Source organism: Parasporobacterium paucivorans DSM 15970 (assembly GCF_900141895.1).
In the GTDB taxonomy this organism is placed as follows: domain Bacteria; phylum Bacillota; class Clostridia; order Lachnospirales; family Lachnospiraceae; genus Parasporobacterium; species Parasporobacterium paucivorans.
In genome coordinates this window covers 1-19,809 of sequence record NZ_FQYT01000004.1, presented here as the reverse complement: position 1 = coordinate 19,809, position 19,809 = coordinate 1, and the positions used below count along the sequence as shown (strand labels likewise).

Below are 19,809 nucleotides of genomic sequence, written 5' to 3'. Positions count from 1 at the left end.
ATTTCAGGCAGAAGGTCTGATGATTGTACCTCCGCCCACTACGGTATCTCCGTCGTAGAGCACCACCGCCTGACCGGGTGTGATAGCCCTCTGGGGGATATCGAAATCCAGGTGGAAAGTATTTTCTGAGGTCTGGACAACGGTGGCCCACTGCTCCTCCTGTTTGTAACGTATTTTTGCCTTCACCCGTTTCGGTTCATAAAGATCCGGAACGGAAATCAGGTTGATATCCGCTGCATCCAGGGATGTTCCCAGAAGGTCTTCGGCATAAACGAGGGTCACGGTGTTATCTTCGGTGTTGACATTGGACACATACATCGGTTTGGGAAGGGCTAGGCCCAGCCCCTTGCGCTGGCCTATAACATAACGGATTATGCCGTTGTGTGTTCCAAGCTTATTACCATGCTTGTCAATGAAATCGCCGGGAGGAAATTTCTTTCCGGTATATTTTTCTATAAATGAGGCATAGTCATTGTCCGGGACAAAACAGATATCCTGGCTGTCATGCTTGTCGGCCGTAACCATTTTCAATCCGGAAGCCATCTCGCGGATTTCTGTCTTGAAAAGCCTCCCCAGGGGAAACAGTGTTTTTGAAAGCTGTTCCTGTGTCATGGAATAAAGAACATAGCTCTGATCTTTTGAGGGATCTGCGCCCTTCCTCAGCAGCCAGCGCCCGGAAATCCCGTCGAACTCAATGTTCGCATAGTGCCCGGTTACCACGTAATCGCATTCAAGCTCGGCAGCCCTCTGCATAAGGCGGCTGAACTTTATGAAATGATTGCAGTCGATGCAGGGGTTGGGCGTATAGGCATGCGTGTAGCTGTCTACGAATTTATCGATGACCTTCTCTTTGAAGTCATCCGTGAAATTCAGGACATAATAGGGGATATCCAGAGCCTCGGCAACATTGCGGGCATCCTGGATGTCATCCAGGGAACAGCAGGTCTTAGACTTGTTCAGGCATATGTCTTCGTTGCTGTATAGTTTCATGGTTATTCCTATGGCTTCATAACCGGCTTCTTTTATCATATATGCGGCTACGGAACTGTCAACGCCCCCGCTCATGGCAATAAGAGCTTTTTTTATCTTCATAATAACATCCTTGTATTTTTATTTTATTCATTATAGCTTATAATTATGTTAATTAACATGAAAATCATATAATAGGGAAAACGCTTTGTCAATGGAAACTGTCAGTACGGATAATGGAAAGCGGGAGAGGAAGAGATGACAAAAAGAGAAGAAGTGCTGAACACGGTTATTGAAGTGTTGAATCTCGACAGAGAGAAAGTTGATGAGAAAAGCAGATACGAGCAGGCCCTGGAGGCGGGAAAAAAATTCATGTTTTTTCAATTGAATGCAGTGCTGGAGGATCGATTTAATACTGAGTTTGATATATACAGCCTGGAAGCAGACACCCTTGGGGAGACCATTGATTACATACTGTCCGTCATCGGGGAATAATAAAAGCGCACTGCGGTGCGCTTTTTTAAAAATCAGATCAAATCGAGCACTCTGAATGAAAACTGAAGCTTGAGGCATAGGTTTGCATCATCCAGGTTCAGGTCAAACAGTTCTTCAATCCGTTTGATGCGGTAATTTACGTTATTTCTGTGCATGTGCAGGATATTGGCTGTCTCTGCCGTCTTTTTGGATGTCTCCAGGTACGTGAAAAGGACTTTGTAATTATCGGATCCATTTTTTTCGTCGTACTCCAGAAGATTCAGAAGCTGGGGCGTACACAGGCTTTCCAGGGTCACTTCCCTGGATGTACATTCAATCATATGATAGAGATAGAGATCATCATACTCATATATGTTGGTCTTTGGCGTATTATGCAGAAGATATCGGGGATTCTTGAGATTGCGGATCCTGCTTCCGATATCCGAGGCCTTGCTGGCCTGGACATAAGCGTTCCTCAGATCACAGATTCTGTAGAATGGGCGGGAAGAGCCGCATGTACAGGATAATTCCATCAGCATTCTGTTCAGTGAGTCATATACTGAGTCTGTAAATTCAGATTCTTTCCGGTATTTGCTGGAAAACATGCTGACCAGCATGACGCATTGTTCATAAATAATGGACTTCAACATAGGCATTCGTTCGGCCACCCTGTTCAGGATGAATTTCCTCATGGGCGATGAGGGGAGGCTGATGACGAATACCCGGAATGTTGCCTGTACCGGTATATTGATCAAATTGGCGATGTGGTCGATATCATTTTCGTCAATGGTATGATTGAGAATATAAGTGAAAAGCTGTTCGTAATCGGTATACACATGATTGAGGGCCACATTGTCCGGACTGGATTTCTTGAACCAGGCAGAGAGCTTTTTGGTGAAATGGTTTAAAAGATCAATTGTTCCCTGGGAGATGTCCTGAACTGTATAATGCATGCATAAAGTGGCGACAATAATATTTCCAAGCCTGACTGGAAATATCGATTTGACGTAGGGGCTTTTTAGCTTTCCTTTTCCCACGAATGCCTTGACGGCAAAGTTGTGGTGGCTGCTGCTCAGCTGCATGATTTCCGCAAGAATCTGGGGTGGAGTATACCCCCTGTCCACAATCATAAAGTAACCTTCATCGTCTTTGGCGGGGTTGTCTGTGTAGGCCAGCACATTGAAGCCGGGGTCAAATATGATGAATGGGTTGGTGAAAATGTCCCTGCTCAGGTTGACGAGGATCTGGATGGACTGATTTTCAACCAGGGCGATGTTGAGACGCTCATTCCAGTCGTTCAGACGGGATGAAAAATCCAGGAGGTCGTTGTACAGCTCAATCTGCTCCGTGCCAGGGATGAAAAGGGCGTTAATGCGGCAGGCCTTTATGTCGATTTCCTGCAGCTCCTGAGTGCTGGTGAAAATAAAGAAAAAAGATTTGTACTTATCGTGGCTGTCATTGATTTGCGGGTACATGTCATATGGAAGTACGTAGGCATAATCTTTATCGATGTTGGAGATATCCTTAATGGCCAGCCTGAAACCGGTAAAAAAAGTATTATGTTTGATATTTTTGACCAGCTGGTGACGGGTGTCCCGGCTTAGGTGATCAAGTACGGTTGCGACCGATATTTTCATGTATAATCTCCTTCATCTGAATGGTTTTATACTAACATAAAACCCCCGATTCTTCAATGAAATTCATGACGGGGCACTTTGGGGATTTAAATCGAAAAAGTGCTTGACACTGGGACGAAAAAAAGGTATTCTTCCATCAAGAAAGAAATCATGAAATTGATACCGGAGGACGAAATGGAAATTCTCAGAAAATTTGCAGCCGAATATTACGTTAGCAGCTTTACCTTGTATTATCAGGATAAGGCTTATATGTATTTGGCTGCAGATGGGAATTGATTATCGTTCAGGTGGAAACACATGTATCATAATCAGGGATTTTGACCCGGCGGTGAAATACACTGCCGGGTTTTTTTGTACAAAAAAATCAAAGTTATGGAGGTATAAAAATGATTATATTATTGAAAAAACATGTTACACAGGAGCAGGAAACGGATTTCATAAGCCAGCTTAAGGAAATGGGGTTCGACACCCATCTCTCCATAGGTACAAACCACACAATTATAGGCCTTGTGGGGGATACCTCAACCATCGATATAGAAATGCTGAAAGCATTTGATATCGTGGAAACGGTCCAACGGGTCCAGGAACCTTTTAAAAAATCAAACCGGAGATTTCATGAGGAAGATACGGTTATTACTCTCCAAAACGGGACGAAAATCGGAGGGGGGAATTTTCAGGTGATGGCTGGCCCCTGCTCTATTGAATCGGAGGAGCAGATTATCGGGATAGCCCAATCCGTAAAGGCTGCCGGTGCATCCATACTCCGAGGAGGTGCTTTTAAACCGCGTACGTCTCCATACTCCTTCCAGGGACTTCAGGAGGAAGGCCTTGAATTGCTTCTGAAAGCAAAGGAAAAAACTGGACTTCCCATTGTCACGGAGATAATGGATTCTGCTCATATTCCGTTGTTTGAAGAGGTTGATATCATACAGGTTGGGGCTCGCAATATGCAGAATTTTGAGCTTCTCAAGAAACTGGGACAGCTCAGGAAGCCTGTACTTCTGAAAAGGGGTCTTGCAAATACATTGCAGGAGCTGCTCATGAGCGCGGAGTACATAATGGCAGGAGGCAATGAGCAGGTGATATTATGCGAGAGGGGTATAAGAACAATCGAAACCTATACAAGGAATACGCTGGATATCTCTGCGATACCCGTTCTTCATCGATTGTCCCATCTTCCGGTTATAGCTGATCCTTCCCATGCCACGGGGGATGCAAAACTGGTCCGCCCCATGGCTCTGGCTGCAGTTATGGCCGGTGTGGATGGTCTGCTTATTGAAGTGCATAACGATCCTTCCCATGCCCTTTGCGATGGGGCTCAATCCCTTACTCCCGAAGCGTTTGCATCCATGATGGGGAAAATCCAGGCAGTGAGGCCATTTGCGGAAAGGTAGAGGTGAGAGGATGATTATCGGTCTGGTTGGTCTTGGCCTCATTGGAGGAAGCTATGCAAAAGCAATAAAAAAATATACGGATCATACGGTATATGGATTCAACAGGAGTGTTGGCGTAATCCGGCAAGCGCAGGAAGCAGGAGTGATTGACGGGGTTCTGGATGACGGTAATATCGGAAACTGTGACATGGTGATCATATCAATTTATCCAACGGATGCAATAGAATTTATACTCTCCCATGCTTCCCGGTTCAAAAAAGGTGCTGTTATAACGGATGCCTGCGGAACGAAACGAAGAATCTGTTCTGAGGTTGAAAAGGCATCCATGGATAACGGTTTTTATTTCATTGGAGGACATCCAATGGCAGGCATTGAAAAAAGCGGGTTTGAAGCATCTTTCCCGGAAATGTTCGGGGATGCTTCGCTGATATTGACCCCGTACCAGTGGACGCCTCAGGAGGCTGTTGACGTGACAGCAGATCTGGCCCGGGAGCTGGGTTTTGGTAAAGTGAAGATTTCCAATCCCCAGGAACATGATGAAATGATTTCTTATACTTCCCAACTGCCCCATGTCCTGTCCTGCGCCTTTATAGGCAGTGAACTGGCAGAAAAATTTGATGGATTTTCGGCAGGAAGTTTCCAGGATATGGCCAGGGTCGCGAAGCTGAATGAAGTTATGTGGAGCGAGCTTTTTATTGAAAACAGGGAGTATCTTTGCAGGGAAATTGACGGTATGCTGGAAAGGCTTTCCCAGCTGTCGACACAAATCCGTCTCGCTGACCGGGAGAAGCTCAGAGAAAGTTTGAGGAAGTCCAGAGAGACGAAGGAGAGAATAGACGGAAAATAACAGCATTTCTTCCTATATAATAGGCTGCATCGTATAAACAGTGGTTGAAATGTTACAAAAATAATGATACAGTGAAACCGTGGGTAACCACCGTCCGACCATGTAAAATAACTAAATGTTGCGATATAAGTGATATAAAAATATCATATTTAACAAGCTCTTTGTGTATTTGTCAAACGCACAAATACCCTGATTTTGTTGGATTTATCGTGATTTTCCGGGTGTCATTGACAAAAAATGCACGGTTGATCTGCAAAAATCGAAAAGAAATTTCAGATTTATTGTGCAATCAAACAATGATTTTAATGCGGGAAATTGTTAGATTATACCTTGCGGATATTAGTTATACATTTTCATGTTGAACATGTTAAGTTGAATATCATTTTTGTATCAGGAAAGGAGAAATATTATCATGGTTAAGAACACATTTGAAAACGCAACAGTTTATGAGGCACCGGGACATAGCGGTGTAGTTTTAAGACGTTTTCATGGCAAAGAGGAAACTGGAGCAGAAAAATTCTGGGTTGGAATGAGCACATTTGAACCAGGCGGCGGAGCTGGCTGGGGATATGCAGACAATGCCTGTGAAAAAGTTTACTTCATGTTAGAAGGCGAAATGACAATCAGAGACAGAAAAGGCAACGAATGGAAAATCAAACCGGGCGATACATTCTCAATGGGACCGAACGAAGAGCGTTGGTTTGGAAATGAAAGCGATGGAGTATCTAAAGTTATTGTTATCATTACATACCCAGGCGTTTAATTTCAAGTTATAAGGAACCTTTTTGGGAATACATAAATACTAATTTTGGAGGATAATCATAATGGATAAACAGTTTGTGGATACTTTGTTTGATGTAAAAGGAAAAGTTGCCCTTCTTACCGGAGCAACCGGAGCACTCGGCAAAGCCGTTGCAACAGGATTCGGCCTTGCGGGAATGAAAGTTGTAATCACTGGACGTGGAGAAGACAAATGTAAAGCAGTTTGTGATGAAATGGCTGCTATGGGAATCGAATGTTCTTATATAACAGGAGATCCTGCTGTAGAAGAAGATGTAAAAAGAGTAGTTGCTGGAACTGTTGAAAAATACGGCGAAATCAATGTTCTTTTAACAGCTGCAGGTTACAATCATGCACAGCCTATCGTTGAACAGGAACTTTCCGAATGGCAGAAAATCATCTCATCAGATGTACAGGCTACTTGGCTGTATGCAAAATATGTTGGAATCCAGATGATCGCTCAGGGCAAAGGCGGAAAAATGATCCTTGTTTCTTCAGCTCGTTCCAAAATGGGTATGGCAGGATACACAGGATATGCTACAGCAAAAGCTGGCGTTGACCTGATGGCTCAGTCCCTCGCTTGCGAATGGTCTGCAAAACATCACATCAATGTTAATACAATCAATCCTACCGTATTCCGTTCAGACCTTACAGAGTGGATGTTCGATCCAGAAAGTGAAATATACAAAAACTTCTTAAGACGTCTTCCTATCGGCCGTCTTGGAGAGCCTGAAGATTTCGTAGGACCTTGCATCTTCCTTGCTTCTAAAGCAAGTGACTTCATGACCGGCGCTAATGTTGCTGTTGAAGGCGGATACTGGGCTAACTAATTAAAATAGCAGGAGAAAAAGATTATGAAAGAAATCAAGAATGTCGTTATTTGCGGCGCAGGTTTAATGGGAAAAGGACTCGCACAGGTTTTTTCCGGATGTGAGGATCTCAAGGTAACCGTTCAGAACAGAAGCGAGCGTGACGTACACGGATTTGTAAGACAGAATCTTGAGCAGCTCAGAGATAAAGGCATTGTTACAGATGCTGAAATTGAAGCTAGACTCAGCAGAATATATTTCACTACTAATATGCAGGATGATGCTGTAAAAAATGCAGATTTAGTTATTGAAAGCGTTGCAGAGGAAATGGAAACAAAACAGAACCTTTTTGCAACATTGGAAGGAATCACAAGGGATGACTGCATTTATGCAACCAACACTTCCGTTATGAGCCCGACCGAAATCGCGTCCAAGTGCAAACATAAAGACAGAGTAGTAGGAGCTCACTTCTGGAATCCTCCTTACCTGATTCCACTCGTTGAAGTTGTTAAGACTGCAGATACGAGTGAAGAGGCTGTACAGGCTGTTATGGACGTTCTTACAAAAGCAGGCAAAAAACCTGTACTCTGCAAAAAAGACGTACCAGGATTTATCGCAAACAGAATGCAGCATGCATTATGGCGCGAGGCAATATCCATTGTTGAACGCGGAATTGCAGATGCACAGACAGTTGATGATGCTGTAAAATACAGCTTCGGATTAAGACTTCCACAGCTTGCTCCACTGGAAAATTCCGACATGGTTGGAACGCAGCTCACATGGAATATCCACAATTACGTGCTGAAAGATTTGGAAGATTCTCACGTACCATCACCGCTTCTTCAGGAAAACATCGGAAAAGGTAAATTAGGCTTTGCATCAGGCGAAGGCTTCCTTGAATGGACACCGGAGAAAATCGAAAAATGCCGTCGCGACCTGAATGAATATCTCATCAGGATGATTTACGGGGTTTAATACTGGTAACATTGTGGTATACTTATGCCGCAACTAATATATAAATAATTTATTTTATGGAGGATTTACAATGGGAAAGAAAGTATTTGTTGATTTGTCACATCCATTCAGTGCTGAAATACCACGTTGGCCTTATTTTGATAAGCCGGTAATTGACAGTAAACACACTATGGCTAAGGGCGGCGTTCTCACTCAGTACATCGGATGCACTATGCATACTGGAACACACTGTGATGCACCACGTCATGTTATGGAAACTGAATTCGATGGCAAAAGAGCTCGTTACACTCATGAAATGCCAGTCGATGCATATACAGGCGATGCAATCTGCCTTGAAATCAAAGCTAGCCGTTGGGAGCTGATTACATCTGCACACCTTGAGGATGCCTGCAAACGTGCTAACATCAAACCGGAAGAATTAGAAGGAATGATTGTTTGCCTGAACACAGGTATGAACCTTAAATTTGATGACTCAAAAGAATACTACCACTACTCATGCGGTACAGGTGAAGATGCAGGAAGATGGTTTGTAAAAAACAAAGTTAAATGTGTAGCTATGGACAGCCAGGCTCTTGACCATCCACTGCATACTGCAATGGGCAACAACGGAGCAACCCGTATGAACTTACTCGGATCTGCCGGAATACCTATTACGGAAGAATACAAACAGATGTTTGGAGAAGAAGCATATGCTGAATTCGACAAAGAAGAATACATCAGAGTTCATGGCAAAGAAGCTTACGATAAGAGATTCGGTGATTTAGAAGCAATCGGCTGCTGGGGAACATGGGAACCTTGCCACAAATTAATGTTAGGCAATGGTATCGTTGGTGTTGAAAACCTTGGTGGAGATTTAGCTAAAGTATCAGGAAAGCGTTTCAAATTCTACTGCTTCCCTATCAGATGGTATATGGGAGACGGTTCTATGGCTCGCTGCGTTGCTGAAATCGACGAAGATGATGTTAACGACGTACCAGACAGAACATACTTATACTGCGGAACAGGCGTTCAGAGCAGATAGTACTAAATAAACTGAATTGCTAAGCAATAGAATGTACAGTGTACATCCTATTGCTTAGATTTTATGAAAAACTAAAACGTTAATAAATATACAAATTCTTGCGTTAAAATCGAAAGGAGAATAATAATGAGCGATCTTAAAAATAAAACAATATTAACTGTTGCCTGCACAGGCGCATGGCCAAAAAAAGAGGATAGTCCGTATATTCCAATTACTCCACAGGAAGAGGCAGAAGAGATTATCAAATGCTGGGAAGCCGGTGCATCCATAGCTCACATCCATGTAAGAGATCCTGAGACATTCGGAGCTTCCATGAACTTTGATCAGTTTGCAAAAACTGTTGAAATCGTTCGTGCAAATACAGACATCGTTATCAACCTTACAACATCCGGTGGACTGGGAGTTCCAGATGAGCTGAGAATGAAACCTTTCCAGGAATTAAAACCTGAAATTTCATCATTTGACTGTGGTACCATGAATTGGCAGGATAATGCGATTTTTGAAAACAGCCCACAGTTCCTCGAAAAACTCGGATATGCTATGCAGGAAGCCGATGTTAAACCAGAAATCGAAATCTTCGACATGGGCATGATTGAAAATGCTGCACGTTTAGTTAAAAAAGGCGCTTTAGTAGGACCAGTTCACTTCCAGTTCGTTATCGGCGTATTAGGCGGAATGGCAGCTACTCCAGAGAACCTGTTTACTTTAGCTGATTATGCTGAAAAACTTCACCCAGGCTGTACATGGGGTGCTTTAGGCGTTGGAAGAGGACATCTTCCAGTAATGCTGGCTGCCATGTCACGCAACGGGCATTTGAGAGTGGGTATGGAAGACAACCTGTTATTCAAAAAAGGCCAGTTAGCTACATCCAACGTTGAATTCGTTGAAAGAACAAAGAGAATGCTTGCAGAAATCGACAGGGAAATTGCATCTCCTGATGATGCAAGAGCAATTCTGAATCTGAAAAACTGTAATACAAAGAAGAAATAATTAGGGGGATATCAAAGTGAAAGAAGTAGTTATCGTTTCTGCAGTAAGAACTCCAGTTGGAAGTTTCGGTGGAGCACTCAAAGATGTATCAGCTGTCGACTTAGGGGCTATTGCCGTAAAAGAGGCAATTAAAAGAGCTGGAATCGATCCAAACCAGATCGATGAAATGGTTTTTGGTAACGTGTTAAACGCAGGACAGGGACAGAACCCTGCAAGACAGGTTGCTATCAAAGCTGGAATCAGTGATAAAGTTCCTTCATTCACTCTGAGCAAAGTATGCGGATCAGGCCTGAGAGCAATCAGCCTTGCAGCTCAGATGATCAAAGCTGGTGATGTTGATGTTGTTGTTGCCGGTGGAACCGAGAGCATGAGTAATGCTGCTTATGCCCTTAAAAAAGCACGTTTCGGTGTGAGAATGGGCAACGATACTCTTGTAGATACAATGATCCAGGATGGTCTGTGGGATGCATTCAACAACTATCACATGGGTATGACCGCAGAGAACATTGCGGAAAAATTCAACATTACCAGAGAAGAGCAGGATGCTTTTGCTGCAAGAAGCCAGCAGAGAGCTGAAGCTGCAATCAAATCCGGAAAATTCGTAGAAGAGATCGTTCCAGTTGAGATTCCTCAGCGTAAAGGGGATCCAAAGATCTTTGATACAGATGAATTCCCTAAATTTGGAACAACAATAGATACATTAGCTAAATTAAAACCTGCTTTCAAAAAAGACGGAACCGTAACAGCTGGAAATGCATCCGGAATCAATGATGGTGCTGCTGCCATGGTAATTATGTCAAAAGAAAAAGCTATGGAGTTAGGCGCACCAATCCTTGCAACCATCAAGTCTTATGCTTCAGGCGGTGTTGATCCATCCATCATGGGATACGGACCGGTTCCTGCATGCGAAAAAGCTATGGCTAAAGCAGGCATCAAATCAGAGGATCTTGATCTTATCGAAGCAAATGAAGCTTTTGCTTCACAGGCGCTTTCCGTATGCAAAGACCTGGGATTTGATTCAGAAATTACAAATGTAAACGGTGGTGCTATCGCAATCGGCCATCCAATCGGATGCTCCGGAGCTAGAATCCTTACTACATTATTATATGAGATGAAGAGAAGAGATTCAAAACTCGGACTTGCTACATTGTGTATCGGTGGCGGTATGGGAACAACTGTTATCGTGGAAAGGTAGGAATTGACCTGATGAAAAACAAAATGATTACTGCCGAGGAAGCAGCAAAGCTCGTTAAAGACGGCAGCGTTGTCATGATAGGCGGATTCATGTCAATTGGAACACCAGAAATACTCATGGATGCTCTTATAGCTGACGACACAAAAGATTTAACAGTAATTGCAAACGATGCCGGTACACAGACAACAGGTATCGGCAAACTGGTTGCAGAAAAAAGAGTAAAGAAACTGATTGCATCCCATATCGGATTGAACCCTGAAATGGGAAGGCAGATGTCCGCAGGCGAAGCAGAAGTGGAATTAGTTCCCCAGGGTTCCCTGGCGGAAATGATCCGTGCCGGCGGAGCTGGCCTGGGCGGGGTTCTCACCCCGACCGGTCTTGGTACAGATGTTGCAAACGGAAAACAGACCGTTGTTGTTGATGGCAAGGAATTCCTTCTGGAGCGCGCCCTGAGAGCAGATGTGGCATTAATCAGAGGAAGTATTGTGGATAAAGCAGGAAATGTTTTCTACAATGCCACAACCAGAAACTTCAATCCAATGATGGCAACGGCTGCCGATGTTGTAATTGTGGCAGCTGAGAAAATTGTAGAAGTTGGCGAGATTGATCCAAACTACGTTATGACTCCTTATATTTTCGTAGATTATATCGTAGGAGGTGAGCGCTAATGGCTTCAGCAAAAGAAATAATTGCATACAGAGTTGCCCAGGAACTGCATGATGGCGACGTTGTTAACCTTGGTATTGGCCTGCCTACTCTGGTAGCTAACTATTTACCAGAGGGTGTGCACATTACCCTTCAGTCAGAGAATGGAATTATCGGCATGGGTCCATTGTCTGAGCCGGGTAAAGAAGATAAAGATCTTATCAATGCCGGAAATCAGAATGTAACTGTATTGCCGGGAGCTGTTTTCTTTGACAGTGCAACCTCCTTCGGAATCATCCGTGGCGGACACGTCGATCTGACTGTTCTTGGAGCTCTTCAGGTAGATGAGACTGGATCACTTGCAAGCCATATCGTACCTGGTAAAATGGTACCTGGTATGGGCGGAGCGATGGACCTGGTCGTAGGTGCCAAAAAGGTCATTATCGGAATGGTACATTCTGCAAAAGGAGAACCAAAACTTCTTAAAAAGATTACACTTCCTGCTACAGCAATCAACAGAGTACACATGATTGTTACTGAGCTGTGTGTAATTGAGGTTACCGAGAAAGGTTTCCTGTTAAAGGAAATCGCTGAAGGTACAACAGTGGAGGAAATCCAGAGCCAGACAGGGGCACAGCTTATTATAGCAGACGACTTAAAAACAATGCCTTCTTTGTAAACAAACGATTAAAAGCTTCACATTGTGTTATCACAGTGTGGAGCTTTTTTTATTTGACCTTTCTGAAGTATGACTATTGACATTAAATATGGACAATAGTACAATATTATATATAATAAATAGGACGAAAATCTGAATTAATATTTTGAAAGGAAGTAAATATGGCTGTTATAACTATAGACGGAATCCGCCTGAACGTAGAGAACAACAGGAATGTATTGGACTGCGCATTGGAGGCGGGAGTGTACATTCCTCATCTGTGCCACCATCCGGCACTCAGCGAACTGGGCTCGTGCCGTATGTGCATCGTTGAAGTGGAGGGCAGGGATGGCGTAGAGACTTCATGCACGATGAAAGCAAAAGACGGTATGGTGATACATACGAAGAGTGAAAGACTGACTAAATTGCGTACCCTTGCCATGGAGCTGCTGCTTTCGGCTCACCCGGAAGATTGTTCGACATGTCCGGTTTACGGAGATTGTGAATTGCAGACTCTCATGCAGTATATCGGAGCAAGCGGCGGACGTGTAAAGATGAGGTCGAAGGGCTTTAAGTCCGACGACAGAAACCCTCTGTTCATTCATGACATGAACCGCTGCATCCTTTGCGGAAGATGCGTAAGGGCTTGTGACGAACTGAGGGGCGTTAAGGTTCTCCGGTATAACAAGAAAGATATGGAAACCTATGTGGGTACAATCCACGATAAGCTTCTTGCGGATGCGGACTGCCGTTTCTGCGGCGCCTGTGCGCAGGTATGTCCGACAGGAACAATACGGGATAAAGTATCTTTTATTGGTAGTGGAAAAACCAGGGAAGATGTAATGATACCCTGTAAGGCGGCCTGTCCCGCCGGGACGGATGTTCCAAGGTACGTCCGGCTGACAAAGGAAGGCAAATATTCGGAGGCGACGGCTGTGGTCCGCGAAAAAGCGCCGATGCCCAAGGTGCTGGGATATATCTGCAATCATGTATGTGAGCTGGATTGCAAGAGGGGCCAGGTCAACTCTCCGATATCCATAAGAAATATCAAACGCTTTGCGGCCGAACACGATGTGGAAAAGATCTGGGAGGGCAAAGGGATTTCTGCGCCTTCCACCGGTAAAAGAGTATGCGTTGTGGGTGGCGGACCGGCAGGTCTCATAGCCGCACATTATCTCCGGAAAAAAGGCCATGAAGTCGTTCTTAAAGAGGCCTTGGAAAAAACAGGCGGAATGCTGCAATACGGCATCCCTTCCTACAGGCTGCCGAGGGAGATTGTAGATGAAGAAGTGGATATTCTGATGAAGGCAGGAGTTACTGTGGAAACAGGAGTAAGGATAGAAAATCCGGAAAGACTCCTGGGAGAAGGTTTTGATGCAGTGCTGATGGCTACCGGTACCCATAGTGGAGTGCGTCTTCCGATAGAGGGAAATTGTCTGGAAGGCGTCCTGCTGAATATCGACTTTCTCAGGAATGTGAGCATGGGTATAGACCCGGGTATGGGAGAGAAAGTCGTCGTGCTCGGGGGAGGAAACGTTGCTTTTGACTGTGCGAGATCAGCAAAAAGGCTGGGCGCGAGGGAAGTTCATCTTGCATGTCTTGAGGCAGAAAACGCCATGCCGGCCGATAAAGAAGAAATTGAGCAGGCTCTGGAAGAGGGTATTTTCGTACACCCGGGCAGAACCTTTGAAAAAATCACTGGGGAGGAACATTGCTCAGGAATGCTCTTGATGGAAGTAGAGTCATTCTCCTTTGATGCAAATAGAAATGCAGTTATCAGGAAGGTGGACGGATCGGAACAGCTGATTGAAGCGGACACCGTAATCTTTGCGGTAGGACAGCGCTCTGCCATTACGGAGGAGTCTGGCCTGAAATTGGGAAGAGGAAACAGTATCCTTGTCGGAGAAAACAGCCTCAAGACAGATAAGGAAGGAATCTTCGCAGCGGGAGATGTTGTGTATGGAACCGCTTCTGTCATCCGGGCGATTGCTTCCGGAAGGAAGGCGGCTGCTGAGATAGACGTTTATCTTGGCGGGGATGGCGACATCAATGAAATACTTGCACCTGTGGAGAAACCCAATCCTCACATCGGAGTTATCGAAAAATTTGGTTATCTGGAAAGAATACAGCCAGATCTGGCGCTGCCCGGAGAGCGGGCAGAAAACTTTGGTCTGATGGATTTTGGGATTTGTGAGAAGAAAATCGGCTGCGAGACCGAAAGATGCCTGCAGTGCGACTTGAGGCTTCAGATCCAGGGACCGAAGCTGTGGGGAGATTATTCTTCGCAGACGATTAAGGAGGCTGAGTGATATGACCGGACTGATGAGTGCAAAAAAACAGAACAGAGAAGAAGTTCTGAATAAAATCGAAGAAAAGGGCTTTACGGACTACGGCCATTATGCGGGGAAACTGCTTTCAGCCATATGGAGCGATGCCGTGCAGGGTGCAGCAGACGAAAGAAAAAAATTACGGATTGCAGCTGCGCTGAACAATTGTGACTATGATGCGGTGCTGATCTCCGTTCTGGAAAACAATTTGGCAGAGGTTCTGGAGGGGATGGCAATAGCTGCCTATGCTCTGGGGACGACGAATTCGGCAGTTTATCTGCCGAGCGAAAATGACGGTCTGGCAGACCGAATCATGGAGATGAGCAAAGGGTATGGGCTTGATATGCAAATCGAAGTGGGAATTGTCGATACCCATATCACCAATACCAATCCGTTTTATAACGCAAACGGTCATTTTGAAACGTATGCTGCCCTAAGTGCCTTTTTTTCCGATCCGGAAACATACAGACCCTCGATCCTGCTTGCGGTAAAACGCGGTGAAGTGCTGGAGGGATTCAAAAAATATCCTTTGGGAGTGACAGTCAAGAAGGTGGTTGGCGATATTGCCGAAGAAGACATAATGGCCCTCGAGATCGGTACGAAAATATTTGACCGGACTGCTCTCGACGTGAAGATAGATGCGGCGTTTCAGCCTGAAAACGGAGTTGTATCCGTTTTGGGACCTGATGTCTGCATGATTGACCAAGCGGTTGTAAGAATGGAAAAAATCTGCTATAAGAGCTGTGGAAAATGCACCTTCTGTAGGGAAGGCAGCAGACAGCTCCATGCTATCTTTAAAGAAATGACGGCAGGAAAAGGCAGTGCTTCGGACCTGGCGCTTGTTAAGGAAATCGTCGATGCCATGGAATTCAGCACATTATGTTCTGTGGGAAAGACAGCGGCAAATCCTGTGATTGGAGTTCTTGCAAATTTCGACGATGAGATTGAGGATCATATCAAACGGAAAAAGTGCCGGACAGATACCTGCAAGGCCTTTATGAATATATATATTGATCCGATGAAATGTGAAGGATGCGGGGACTGCGTGGATGAGTGCCCGGCGGACTGCATCGAAGGAGATGAAGGATATATTCATATGATTGATGACCTGGAATGCACAAAATGTGGAAAGTGTATAGAAGCCTGTGAATATGAGGCAATCGTGAGAGCGTCCGGAAGGCTTCCGAAGCTGCCTGAAAAACTTACGAAGGTCGGGAAGTTCAAGAAAAGATAGAAATAACGCAAATAAAAAGCACCGGGAAGGGGACCCGGTGCTTTTTGCATGGTGATTTATATTTATAAACAATTAAGAGAGGGGGGCGTTATTTACTGTAAAATTCTGCTGCTGCGTCAAAGAAGGCTTCCACGTTTTCCCATTTAGCGGTAGGAGGCACATCGCATCCTGAAGAAATCAGGAAATTCGGGTACTTGCCGCATTTTTCTAAAAGATTTAACGTTTCCTGTCTGATTTCTTCTGTTGTGCTGTTTCTGAAATATGCCGGTTTCAGGTTGCCCATTGCCAGTATGTCAGCCGGAATGTGCGGCATCATATCCGCCATATCGATTGCATCCCCGAAATGGTATGCTTTACATCCTGTGTCCAGTATTACGTCAATCAGTCTGACTGCCTCGTTTCCACAGTTGTGGTAGAGGAGGATGAAGTCTTCGTCCTGCACGGCTTCTACGATTTCTTTGATGTAATCGGTGGAGAACTCCTGGCAAAGGCTTGGTGAGAGGATTCCTGCAAGAGGCTCTGCAATCAGTACGGCATCCGCTCCGGCTTTCTTGAATTCCAGGATGTACTTAATCAGGAAATCAGTCGATTTTCTCAATAATATATGGCATAAGTCCGGTTCGTCGTAGCAGAAGATCATGGCGTTGCTTACGCCCATAAGGCGTCCTGCCATGGAGAATGGTCCGATAGTGCCGGCTATAAGGGGCTTGTCGGTAATGAGCTTCCTGGCTTTGGCAATTGCCTCGATGCTCTTTCCGGTTCTGCCTGCGCCAACTTCCGGTACCTTGAGGGCTTCTGCGGCTTCTTCTGTATCGGCGATGCTTCCGGTGATGTTGGGCACTTCATTGGCGGAATACACGGTATTCGCTCCAAAGGCTTCGGCTTCAATGGAAAGATCCATGTAGCCCAGTGCTGCCGGCATATCCACCTTGTCTGCAATAATCTTGATTCCGTTCGCGAGGTTGTCGCTGCTGGATACCAGTTCCTCCACGGTCATGTTCATAAATCCAACTGACGGGAAGGTAAGGACTGGAAAAGGTTTCTTGACGGGAGAATTGATGATATCTTCAATCCATTTGTTCATATTCATAGTGTTTTCTCCTTTTTTTTTATTGATTAGTGAATTTATCGAATGTTATTGTGCCTTTATGCCACGTAGGTTTTGGCAAGATCTGCGGCAGAAACGGCATCCATGGAATATCCGTCGGCTCCGACAAAAGTGGCATAATCCTGTGTGACAGGAGCTCCGCCTACCATGATTTTGAACTGGCTTCTGTTTGGAAGGGCATTCAGCGCTTTGACAGCTTCTTCAAGAGCTGGCATGGTTGTGGTCAGCAGAGTAGACAGGCCTACAATATCCACGTCTGGATCAGAAGCTGCTTCGAGGAATTTTTCTACAGGAACGTCCACGCCCAGGTCGACTACTTCAAATCCGACGCTTTCGATCATCATGATAACCAGGTTTTTTCCGATGTCATGCAGATCTCCGGCAACTGTTCCCATTACCATTTTGCCGAGCTTCTTTGCATTCTCAGCAGCGAGGTGCGGTCTTAATACTTCCAGTCCTTTTTTCATGGCACGTGCAGCAACCATCATTTCGGGAACGAAATACACATGGTTTTTGAATTTTTCACCAACAACTGCCATGGCATCCAGCATTCCGATGTTGAGGATATCTTTTGGATCAATTCCTTCGTTGATTGCTTCCTGAACCAGTGCGCCTATAACTTTTGACTTTCCGGTATCCACAGCTACTGCGATTTCATTTAACTTTGACATAATTTCTTCCTCCTAAAAATACATTGTTTAATTATTAACAGATTCTATACTCACAATATAACACAAACAATGCAGAATGACTAATGCATAAAATGAATAAAAGCATGCAAAATGTTAATAGATGCCATAAAAACCCCATAAATACGTTGTTTTTACGACAAAAATTAAATAAAAATACAAATGTGCATCTTGTGTAATGTGCACTGTGCACTAAAAAATGAGGCAATAACGATACTTATGAAGGCTCGATTTTGATTGCTTTTTATAGGAAGAGCGCCCGTTGGTTCCCTGGAGTGTTGTAAATGTAAAACTATAATATGGTATGCAGATATGTTATAATAGCATTATTCAAGGAGGTCGAAGATGAATATTACACAAATCAGATACTTTATTACTTTGGCAAAATCGCTCAACTACACCAAGGCGGCAAGTCAGCTTTATGTGACGCAGCCGGCCCTGAGCCGTCAGATTCAGGCGATGGAGCATGAGCTGAATATTATGCTTTTCATGAGAAACAACAGGACTGTTAAACTTACACCGGCCGGACATATCCTGTTGAAAGAATTTGAAAAGATCTACAATGATTATAATCTGGCAGTCGTAAAGGCGCAGAACAGCTTTCAGGGACTGTCCGGAGAGATAAACATCGGAATTCTGGATGGAGCCATGGTGGGCGACCTGTTTCCGGAAGCTCTCCGATATTTTGCGAAATATCATGCAAACGTTAAAATCAACCTTCGTAACTATAGTTTCAATGGTCTGATAGAACATCTGTATGATAACACCCTTGACCTGATAATCACATTGAGGTTTGATGTAAAGTGCCGGGAACGGATTGGCTACAAGGTGATTGAAGAAACCAGGGACCATGTGGTTGTCCATAGCTCTCACAGGCTGGCTGGAGCCAGACATGTAAAATTATCTGATTTTAAAGACGATGTTTTTATTATGGTTGATACAACAGATTCGGAAGAATCGCCAAAACTGATTCTGGATGCCTTTAAAAAACAAGGTGTTATGCCGATCATTAAAGTTGCTCCGTCCATCCAGACTGAAATGCTCTGGGTGCAGGCAGGGGTTGGAGTGTGCGTGCTGGATTCCCGAAACATGCTGCGGGATGATCCGACGGTTAAGTTTCTGGACGTAGATGAAATCAGCGACCCTAGTCTGACCATGGCCTGGAACATAGATAACTATAATCCGGTTAAACAGACCTTCATTGATGTGTTTTTTAATGAATCGGAATACGATAAATAATTACAAAAATGCATAGAGCCATGCAGCCGTGTTTGTATTATACGAAATGATTATGGTCGGTGCAGCAGATTCACCGAACACCCAAAAGACGGAAAGCCTTGAATATAGGTAAAAACCAAAAATAATAAGAAAAAACCCTGGTTTTAGTACAATTTTGATAGCTGATGATACAGGCGAAATATTGTCCTGTGAAAGAATAATAACCAAACCGTATGACTGAATCGGTTTTGGCGATTATTCTTTTTTTTATTCTGGGGTAGAATGGATACATAAACAAATGAGACTCAGCAGTTGACAGCTTTATGTCTGACACAGTTATGACATGCGGAAAGAAATAATCTGCACGAATATGTCCGTATACGTCATTTGATAATAATGTGTAAATCGAAAGGAGAGATTTTAATGAGTTCAAATGAAAAAGAAATCAGAGTAGTGGGAATCGATGAGAAGATAGGTGTGGGCTCCGCATTGTTCCTTGGGTTTCAATCCGTGCTTGCATGCAACCTGTTCCTAGGGCCTGTAGTACTGATAGCAGTTATGCAGCTGAACATTTCAGATGCCACTGCACTTATTGCGCTGACGTTTTTGGCCTGTGGTCTAGCGACTGTGATCCAGGCTGGCCTTTTCCTTAAATATCCGGTTATCCAGGGCATGTCATTCGCGTCCCTTGGAGCGATTATCGCGATAGCCTCCAAACAGGGGTTTGCCGTGTGTTTTGGAAGTATTATCATAAGCGGCCTGGTAATCGTCGCCCTGGGATATTTAAAAGTCCTGAGTAAAGTGGTAAAACACATAATTCCGCCAATCGTTGCCGGTAT

19 protein-coding genes and 1 pseudogene are annotated in these 19,809 nt (G+C 44.3%); 16 read left to right on the top strand and 4 right to left on the bottom strand.

Going from position 1 to position 19,809, the window contains the following annotated elements; translation table 11 throughout:
• Positions 1-3: 3 nt before the first annotated feature.
• Positions 4-1,092: a tRNA 2-thiouridine(34) synthase MnmA gene (mnmA, locus tag BUA79_RS02130; RefSeq protein WP_073992722.1), complete on the bottom strand. Its 1,089-nt coding sequence runs from the start codon at positions 1,090-1,092 to the stop codon at positions 4-6.
• 135 nt (positions 1,093-1,227) lie between these two features.
• Here mnmA and BUA79_RS02125 point away from each other — a divergent pair, with 135 nt between their 5' ends.
• A complete protein-coding gene (locus BUA79_RS02125) occupies positions 1,228-1,464 on the top strand; it encodes a hypothetical protein (protein WP_073992721.1) in 237 nt (78 codons plus the stop codon).
• A 32-nt stretch (positions 1,465-1,496) separates the two neighbouring features.
• Here BUA79_RS02125 and BUA79_RS02120 read toward each other — a convergent pair whose 3' ends face one another.
• Complete coding sequence (locus BUA79_RS02120) at positions 1,497-3,080, bottom strand: PucR family transcriptional regulator (protein WP_073992720.1); 1,584 nt, start codon at positions 3,078-3,080, stop codon at positions 1,497-1,499.
• A 150-nt stretch (positions 3,081-3,230) separates the two neighbouring features.
• On the opposite strand from BUA79_RS02120, the gene BUA79_RS12780 reads away from it, so the two are divergent.
• The 13 genes from BUA79_RS12780 (at position 3,231) to BUA79_RS02060 (ending at position 15,955) form a co-directional block, all read left to right on the top strand.
• Complete coding sequence (locus BUA79_RS12780) at positions 3,231-3,356, top strand: hypothetical protein (protein ID WP_278308899.1); 126 nt, start codon at positions 3,231-3,233, stop codon at positions 3,354-3,356.
• Between the two features lie 110 nt (positions 3,357-3,466).
• The gene (gene aroF, locus BUA79_RS02115) at positions 3,467-4,474 is read left to right on the top strand and encodes a 3-deoxy-7-phosphoheptulonate synthase (protein ID WP_073992719.1); all 1,008 of its coding nucleotides are present in this window, start codon (positions 3,467-3,469) and stop codon (positions 4,472-4,474) included.
• Entirely contained in the window at positions 4,461-5,321 is an 861-nt protein-coding gene (locus BUA79_RS02110) for a prephenate dehydrogenase (protein ID WP_143147865.1), read from the top strand. Before aroF ends, BUA79_RS02110 begins: the two co-directional genes overlap by 14 nt.
• Positions 5,322-5,733: 412 nt before the next feature.
• Positions 5,734-6,084, top strand: a complete 351-nt coding sequence (locus tag BUA79_RS02105; RefSeq protein WP_073992717.1) for a cupin domain-containing protein — start codon at positions 5,734-5,736, stop codon at positions 6,082-6,084.
• A gap of 61 nt (positions 6,085-6,145) precedes the next feature.
• Entirely contained in the window at positions 6,146-6,931 is a 786-nt protein-coding gene (locus BUA79_RS02100; RefSeq protein ID WP_073992716.1) for an SDR family NAD(P)-dependent oxidoreductase, read from the top strand.
• Positions 6,932-6,955: 24 nt separating this feature from the next.
• Positions 6,956-7,885, top strand: coding sequence for a 3-hydroxyacyl-CoA dehydrogenase family protein (locus BUA79_RS02095; RefSeq protein ID WP_073992715.1), 930 nt, complete (start codon positions 6,956-6,958; stop codon positions 7,883-7,885).
• A 70-nt stretch (positions 7,886-7,955) separates the two neighbouring features.
• Positions 7,956-8,906, top strand: a complete 951-nt coding sequence (locus tag BUA79_RS02090) for a cyclase family protein (protein ID WP_073992714.1) — start codon at positions 7,956-7,958, stop codon at positions 8,904-8,906.
• 126 nt (positions 8,907-9,032) lie between these two features.
• Positions 9,033-9,896: a beta-keto acid cleavage family enzyme gene (locus tag BUA79_RS02085; protein WP_073992713.1), complete on the top strand. Its 864-nt coding sequence runs from the start codon at positions 9,033-9,035 to the stop codon at positions 9,894-9,896.
• 16 nt (positions 9,897-9,912) lie between these two features.
• Positions 9,913-11,091, top strand: coding sequence for an acetyl-CoA C-acetyltransferase (locus tag BUA79_RS02080; protein WP_073992712.1), 1,179 nt, complete (start codon positions 9,913-9,915; stop codon positions 11,089-11,091).
• 11 nt (positions 11,092-11,102) lie between these two features.
• Positions 11,103-11,759 carry a CoA transferase subunit A gene (locus BUA79_RS02075; RefSeq protein WP_073992711.1) on the top strand — a complete coding sequence of 219 codons (657 nt, stop codon included), beginning with the start codon at positions 11,103-11,105 and terminating at the stop codon, positions 11,757-11,759.
• Positions 11,759-12,415 (top strand): 3-oxoacid CoA-transferase subunit B, encoded by a 657-nt coding sequence (locus tag BUA79_RS02070; RefSeq protein ID WP_073992710.1) that lies wholly within the window; start codon positions 11,759-11,761, stop codon positions 12,413-12,415. The genes BUA79_RS02075 and BUA79_RS02070 overlap by 1 nt, the downstream gene beginning before the upstream one ends.
• A 161-nt stretch (positions 12,416-12,576) precedes the next feature.
• Positions 12,577-14,703, top strand: coding sequence for an FAD-dependent oxidoreductase (locus BUA79_RS02065; protein WP_073992709.1), 2,127 nt, complete (start codon positions 12,577-12,579; stop codon positions 14,701-14,703).
• 1 nt (position 14,704) lies between these two features.
• On the top strand, positions 14,705-15,955 hold the full coding sequence (locus BUA79_RS02060) for an NADH-ubiquinone oxidoreductase-F iron-sulfur binding region domain-containing protein (protein WP_073992708.1): 1,251 nt from the start codon (positions 14,705-14,707) through the stop codon (positions 15,953-15,955).
• Positions 15,956-16,043: 88 nt separating this feature from the next.
• Here the strand turns inward: BUA79_RS02060 and BUA79_RS02055 are convergent, their stop codons facing one another.
• Both BUA79_RS02055 and BUA79_RS02050 read right to left on the bottom strand, forming a co-directional pair.
• The gene (locus tag BUA79_RS02055; protein WP_073992707.1) at positions 16,044-17,045 is read right to left on the bottom strand and encodes a uroporphyrinogen decarboxylase family protein; all 1,002 of its coding nucleotides are present in this window, start codon (positions 17,043-17,045) and stop codon (positions 16,044-16,046) included.
• Between the two features lie 56 nt (positions 17,046-17,101).
• The gene (locus BUA79_RS02050; RefSeq protein WP_073992706.1) at positions 17,102-17,734 is read right to left on the bottom strand and encodes a corrinoid protein; all 633 of its coding nucleotides are present in this window, start codon (positions 17,732-17,734) and stop codon (positions 17,102-17,104) included.
• Positions 17,735-18,097: 363 nt separating this feature from the next.
• Between BUA79_RS02050 and BUA79_RS02045 the strand changes: the two genes are divergently transcribed.
• Both BUA79_RS02045 and BUA79_RS02040 read left to right on the top strand, forming a co-directional pair.
• The gene (locus BUA79_RS02045; RefSeq protein WP_073992705.1) at positions 18,098-18,991 is read left to right on the top strand and encodes a LysR family transcriptional regulator; all 894 of its coding nucleotides are present in this window, start codon (positions 18,098-18,100) and stop codon (positions 18,989-18,991) included.
• Between the two features lie 402 nt (positions 18,992-19,393).
• Positions 19,394-19,809 (top strand): annotated as a pseudogene (locus BUA79_RS02040) (solute carrier family 23 protein); the annotation flags it as partial.

Bases quoted from the DNA above. Each gene is read 5' to 3' on its own strand.
- mnmA (WP_073992722.1), bottom strand. From the start codon at position 1,092: ATGAAGATAAAAAAAGCTCTTATTGCCATGAGCGGGGGCGTTGACAGT.
- BUA79_RS02125 (WP_073992721.1), top strand. From the start codon at position 1,228: ATGACAAAAAGAGAAGAAGTGCTGAACACGGTTATTGAAGTGTTGAAT.
- BUA79_RS02120 (WP_073992720.1), bottom strand. From the start codon at position 3,080: ATGAAAATATCGGTCGCAACCGTACTTGATCACCTAAGCCGGGACACC.
- BUA79_RS12780 (WP_278308899.1), top strand. From the start codon at position 3,231: ATGAAATTGATACCGGAGGACGAAATGGAAATTCTCAGAAAATTTGCA.
- aroF (WP_073992719.1), top strand. From the start codon at position 3,467: ATGATTATATTATTGAAAAAACATGTTACACAGGAGCAGGAAACGGAT.
- BUA79_RS02105 (WP_073992717.1), top strand. From the start codon at position 5,734: ATGGTTAAGAACACATTTGAAAACGCAACAGTTTATGAGGCACCGGGA.
- BUA79_RS02100 (WP_073992716.1), top strand. From the start codon at position 6,146: ATGGATAAACAGTTTGTGGATACTTTGTTTGATGTAAAAGGAAAAGTT.
- BUA79_RS02095 (WP_073992715.1), top strand. From the start codon at position 6,956: ATGAAAGAAATCAAGAATGTCGTTATTTGCGGCGCAGGTTTAATGGGA.
- BUA79_RS02090 (WP_073992714.1), top strand. From the start codon at position 7,956: ATGGGAAAGAAAGTATTTGTTGATTTGTCACATCCATTCAGTGCTGAA.
- BUA79_RS02085 (WP_073992713.1), top strand. From the start codon at position 9,033: ATGAGCGATCTTAAAAATAAAACAATATTAACTGTTGCCTGCACAGGC.
- BUA79_RS02075 (WP_073992711.1), top strand. From the start codon at position 11,103: ATGAAAAACAAAATGATTACTGCCGAGGAAGCAGCAAAGCTCGTTAAA.
- BUA79_RS02070 (WP_073992710.1), top strand. From the start codon at position 11,759: ATGGCTTCAGCAAAAGAAATAATTGCATACAGAGTTGCCCAGGAACTG.
- BUA79_RS02065 (WP_073992709.1), top strand. From the start codon at position 12,577: ATGGCTGTTATAACTATAGACGGAATCCGCCTGAACGTAGAGAACAAC.
- BUA79_RS02060 (WP_073992708.1), top strand. From the start codon at position 14,705: ATGACCGGACTGATGAGTGCAAAAAAACAGAACAGAGAAGAAGTTCTG.
- BUA79_RS02055 (WP_073992707.1), bottom strand. From the start codon at position 17,045: ATGAATATGAACAAATGGATTGAAGATATCATCAATTCTCCCGTCAAG.
- BUA79_RS02050 (WP_073992706.1), bottom strand. From the start codon at position 17,734: ATGTCAAAGTTAAATGAAATCGCAGTAGCTGTGGATACCGGAAAGTCA.
- BUA79_RS02045 (WP_073992705.1), top strand. From the start codon at position 18,098: ATGAATATTACACAAATCAGATACTTTATTACTTTGGCAAAATCGCTC.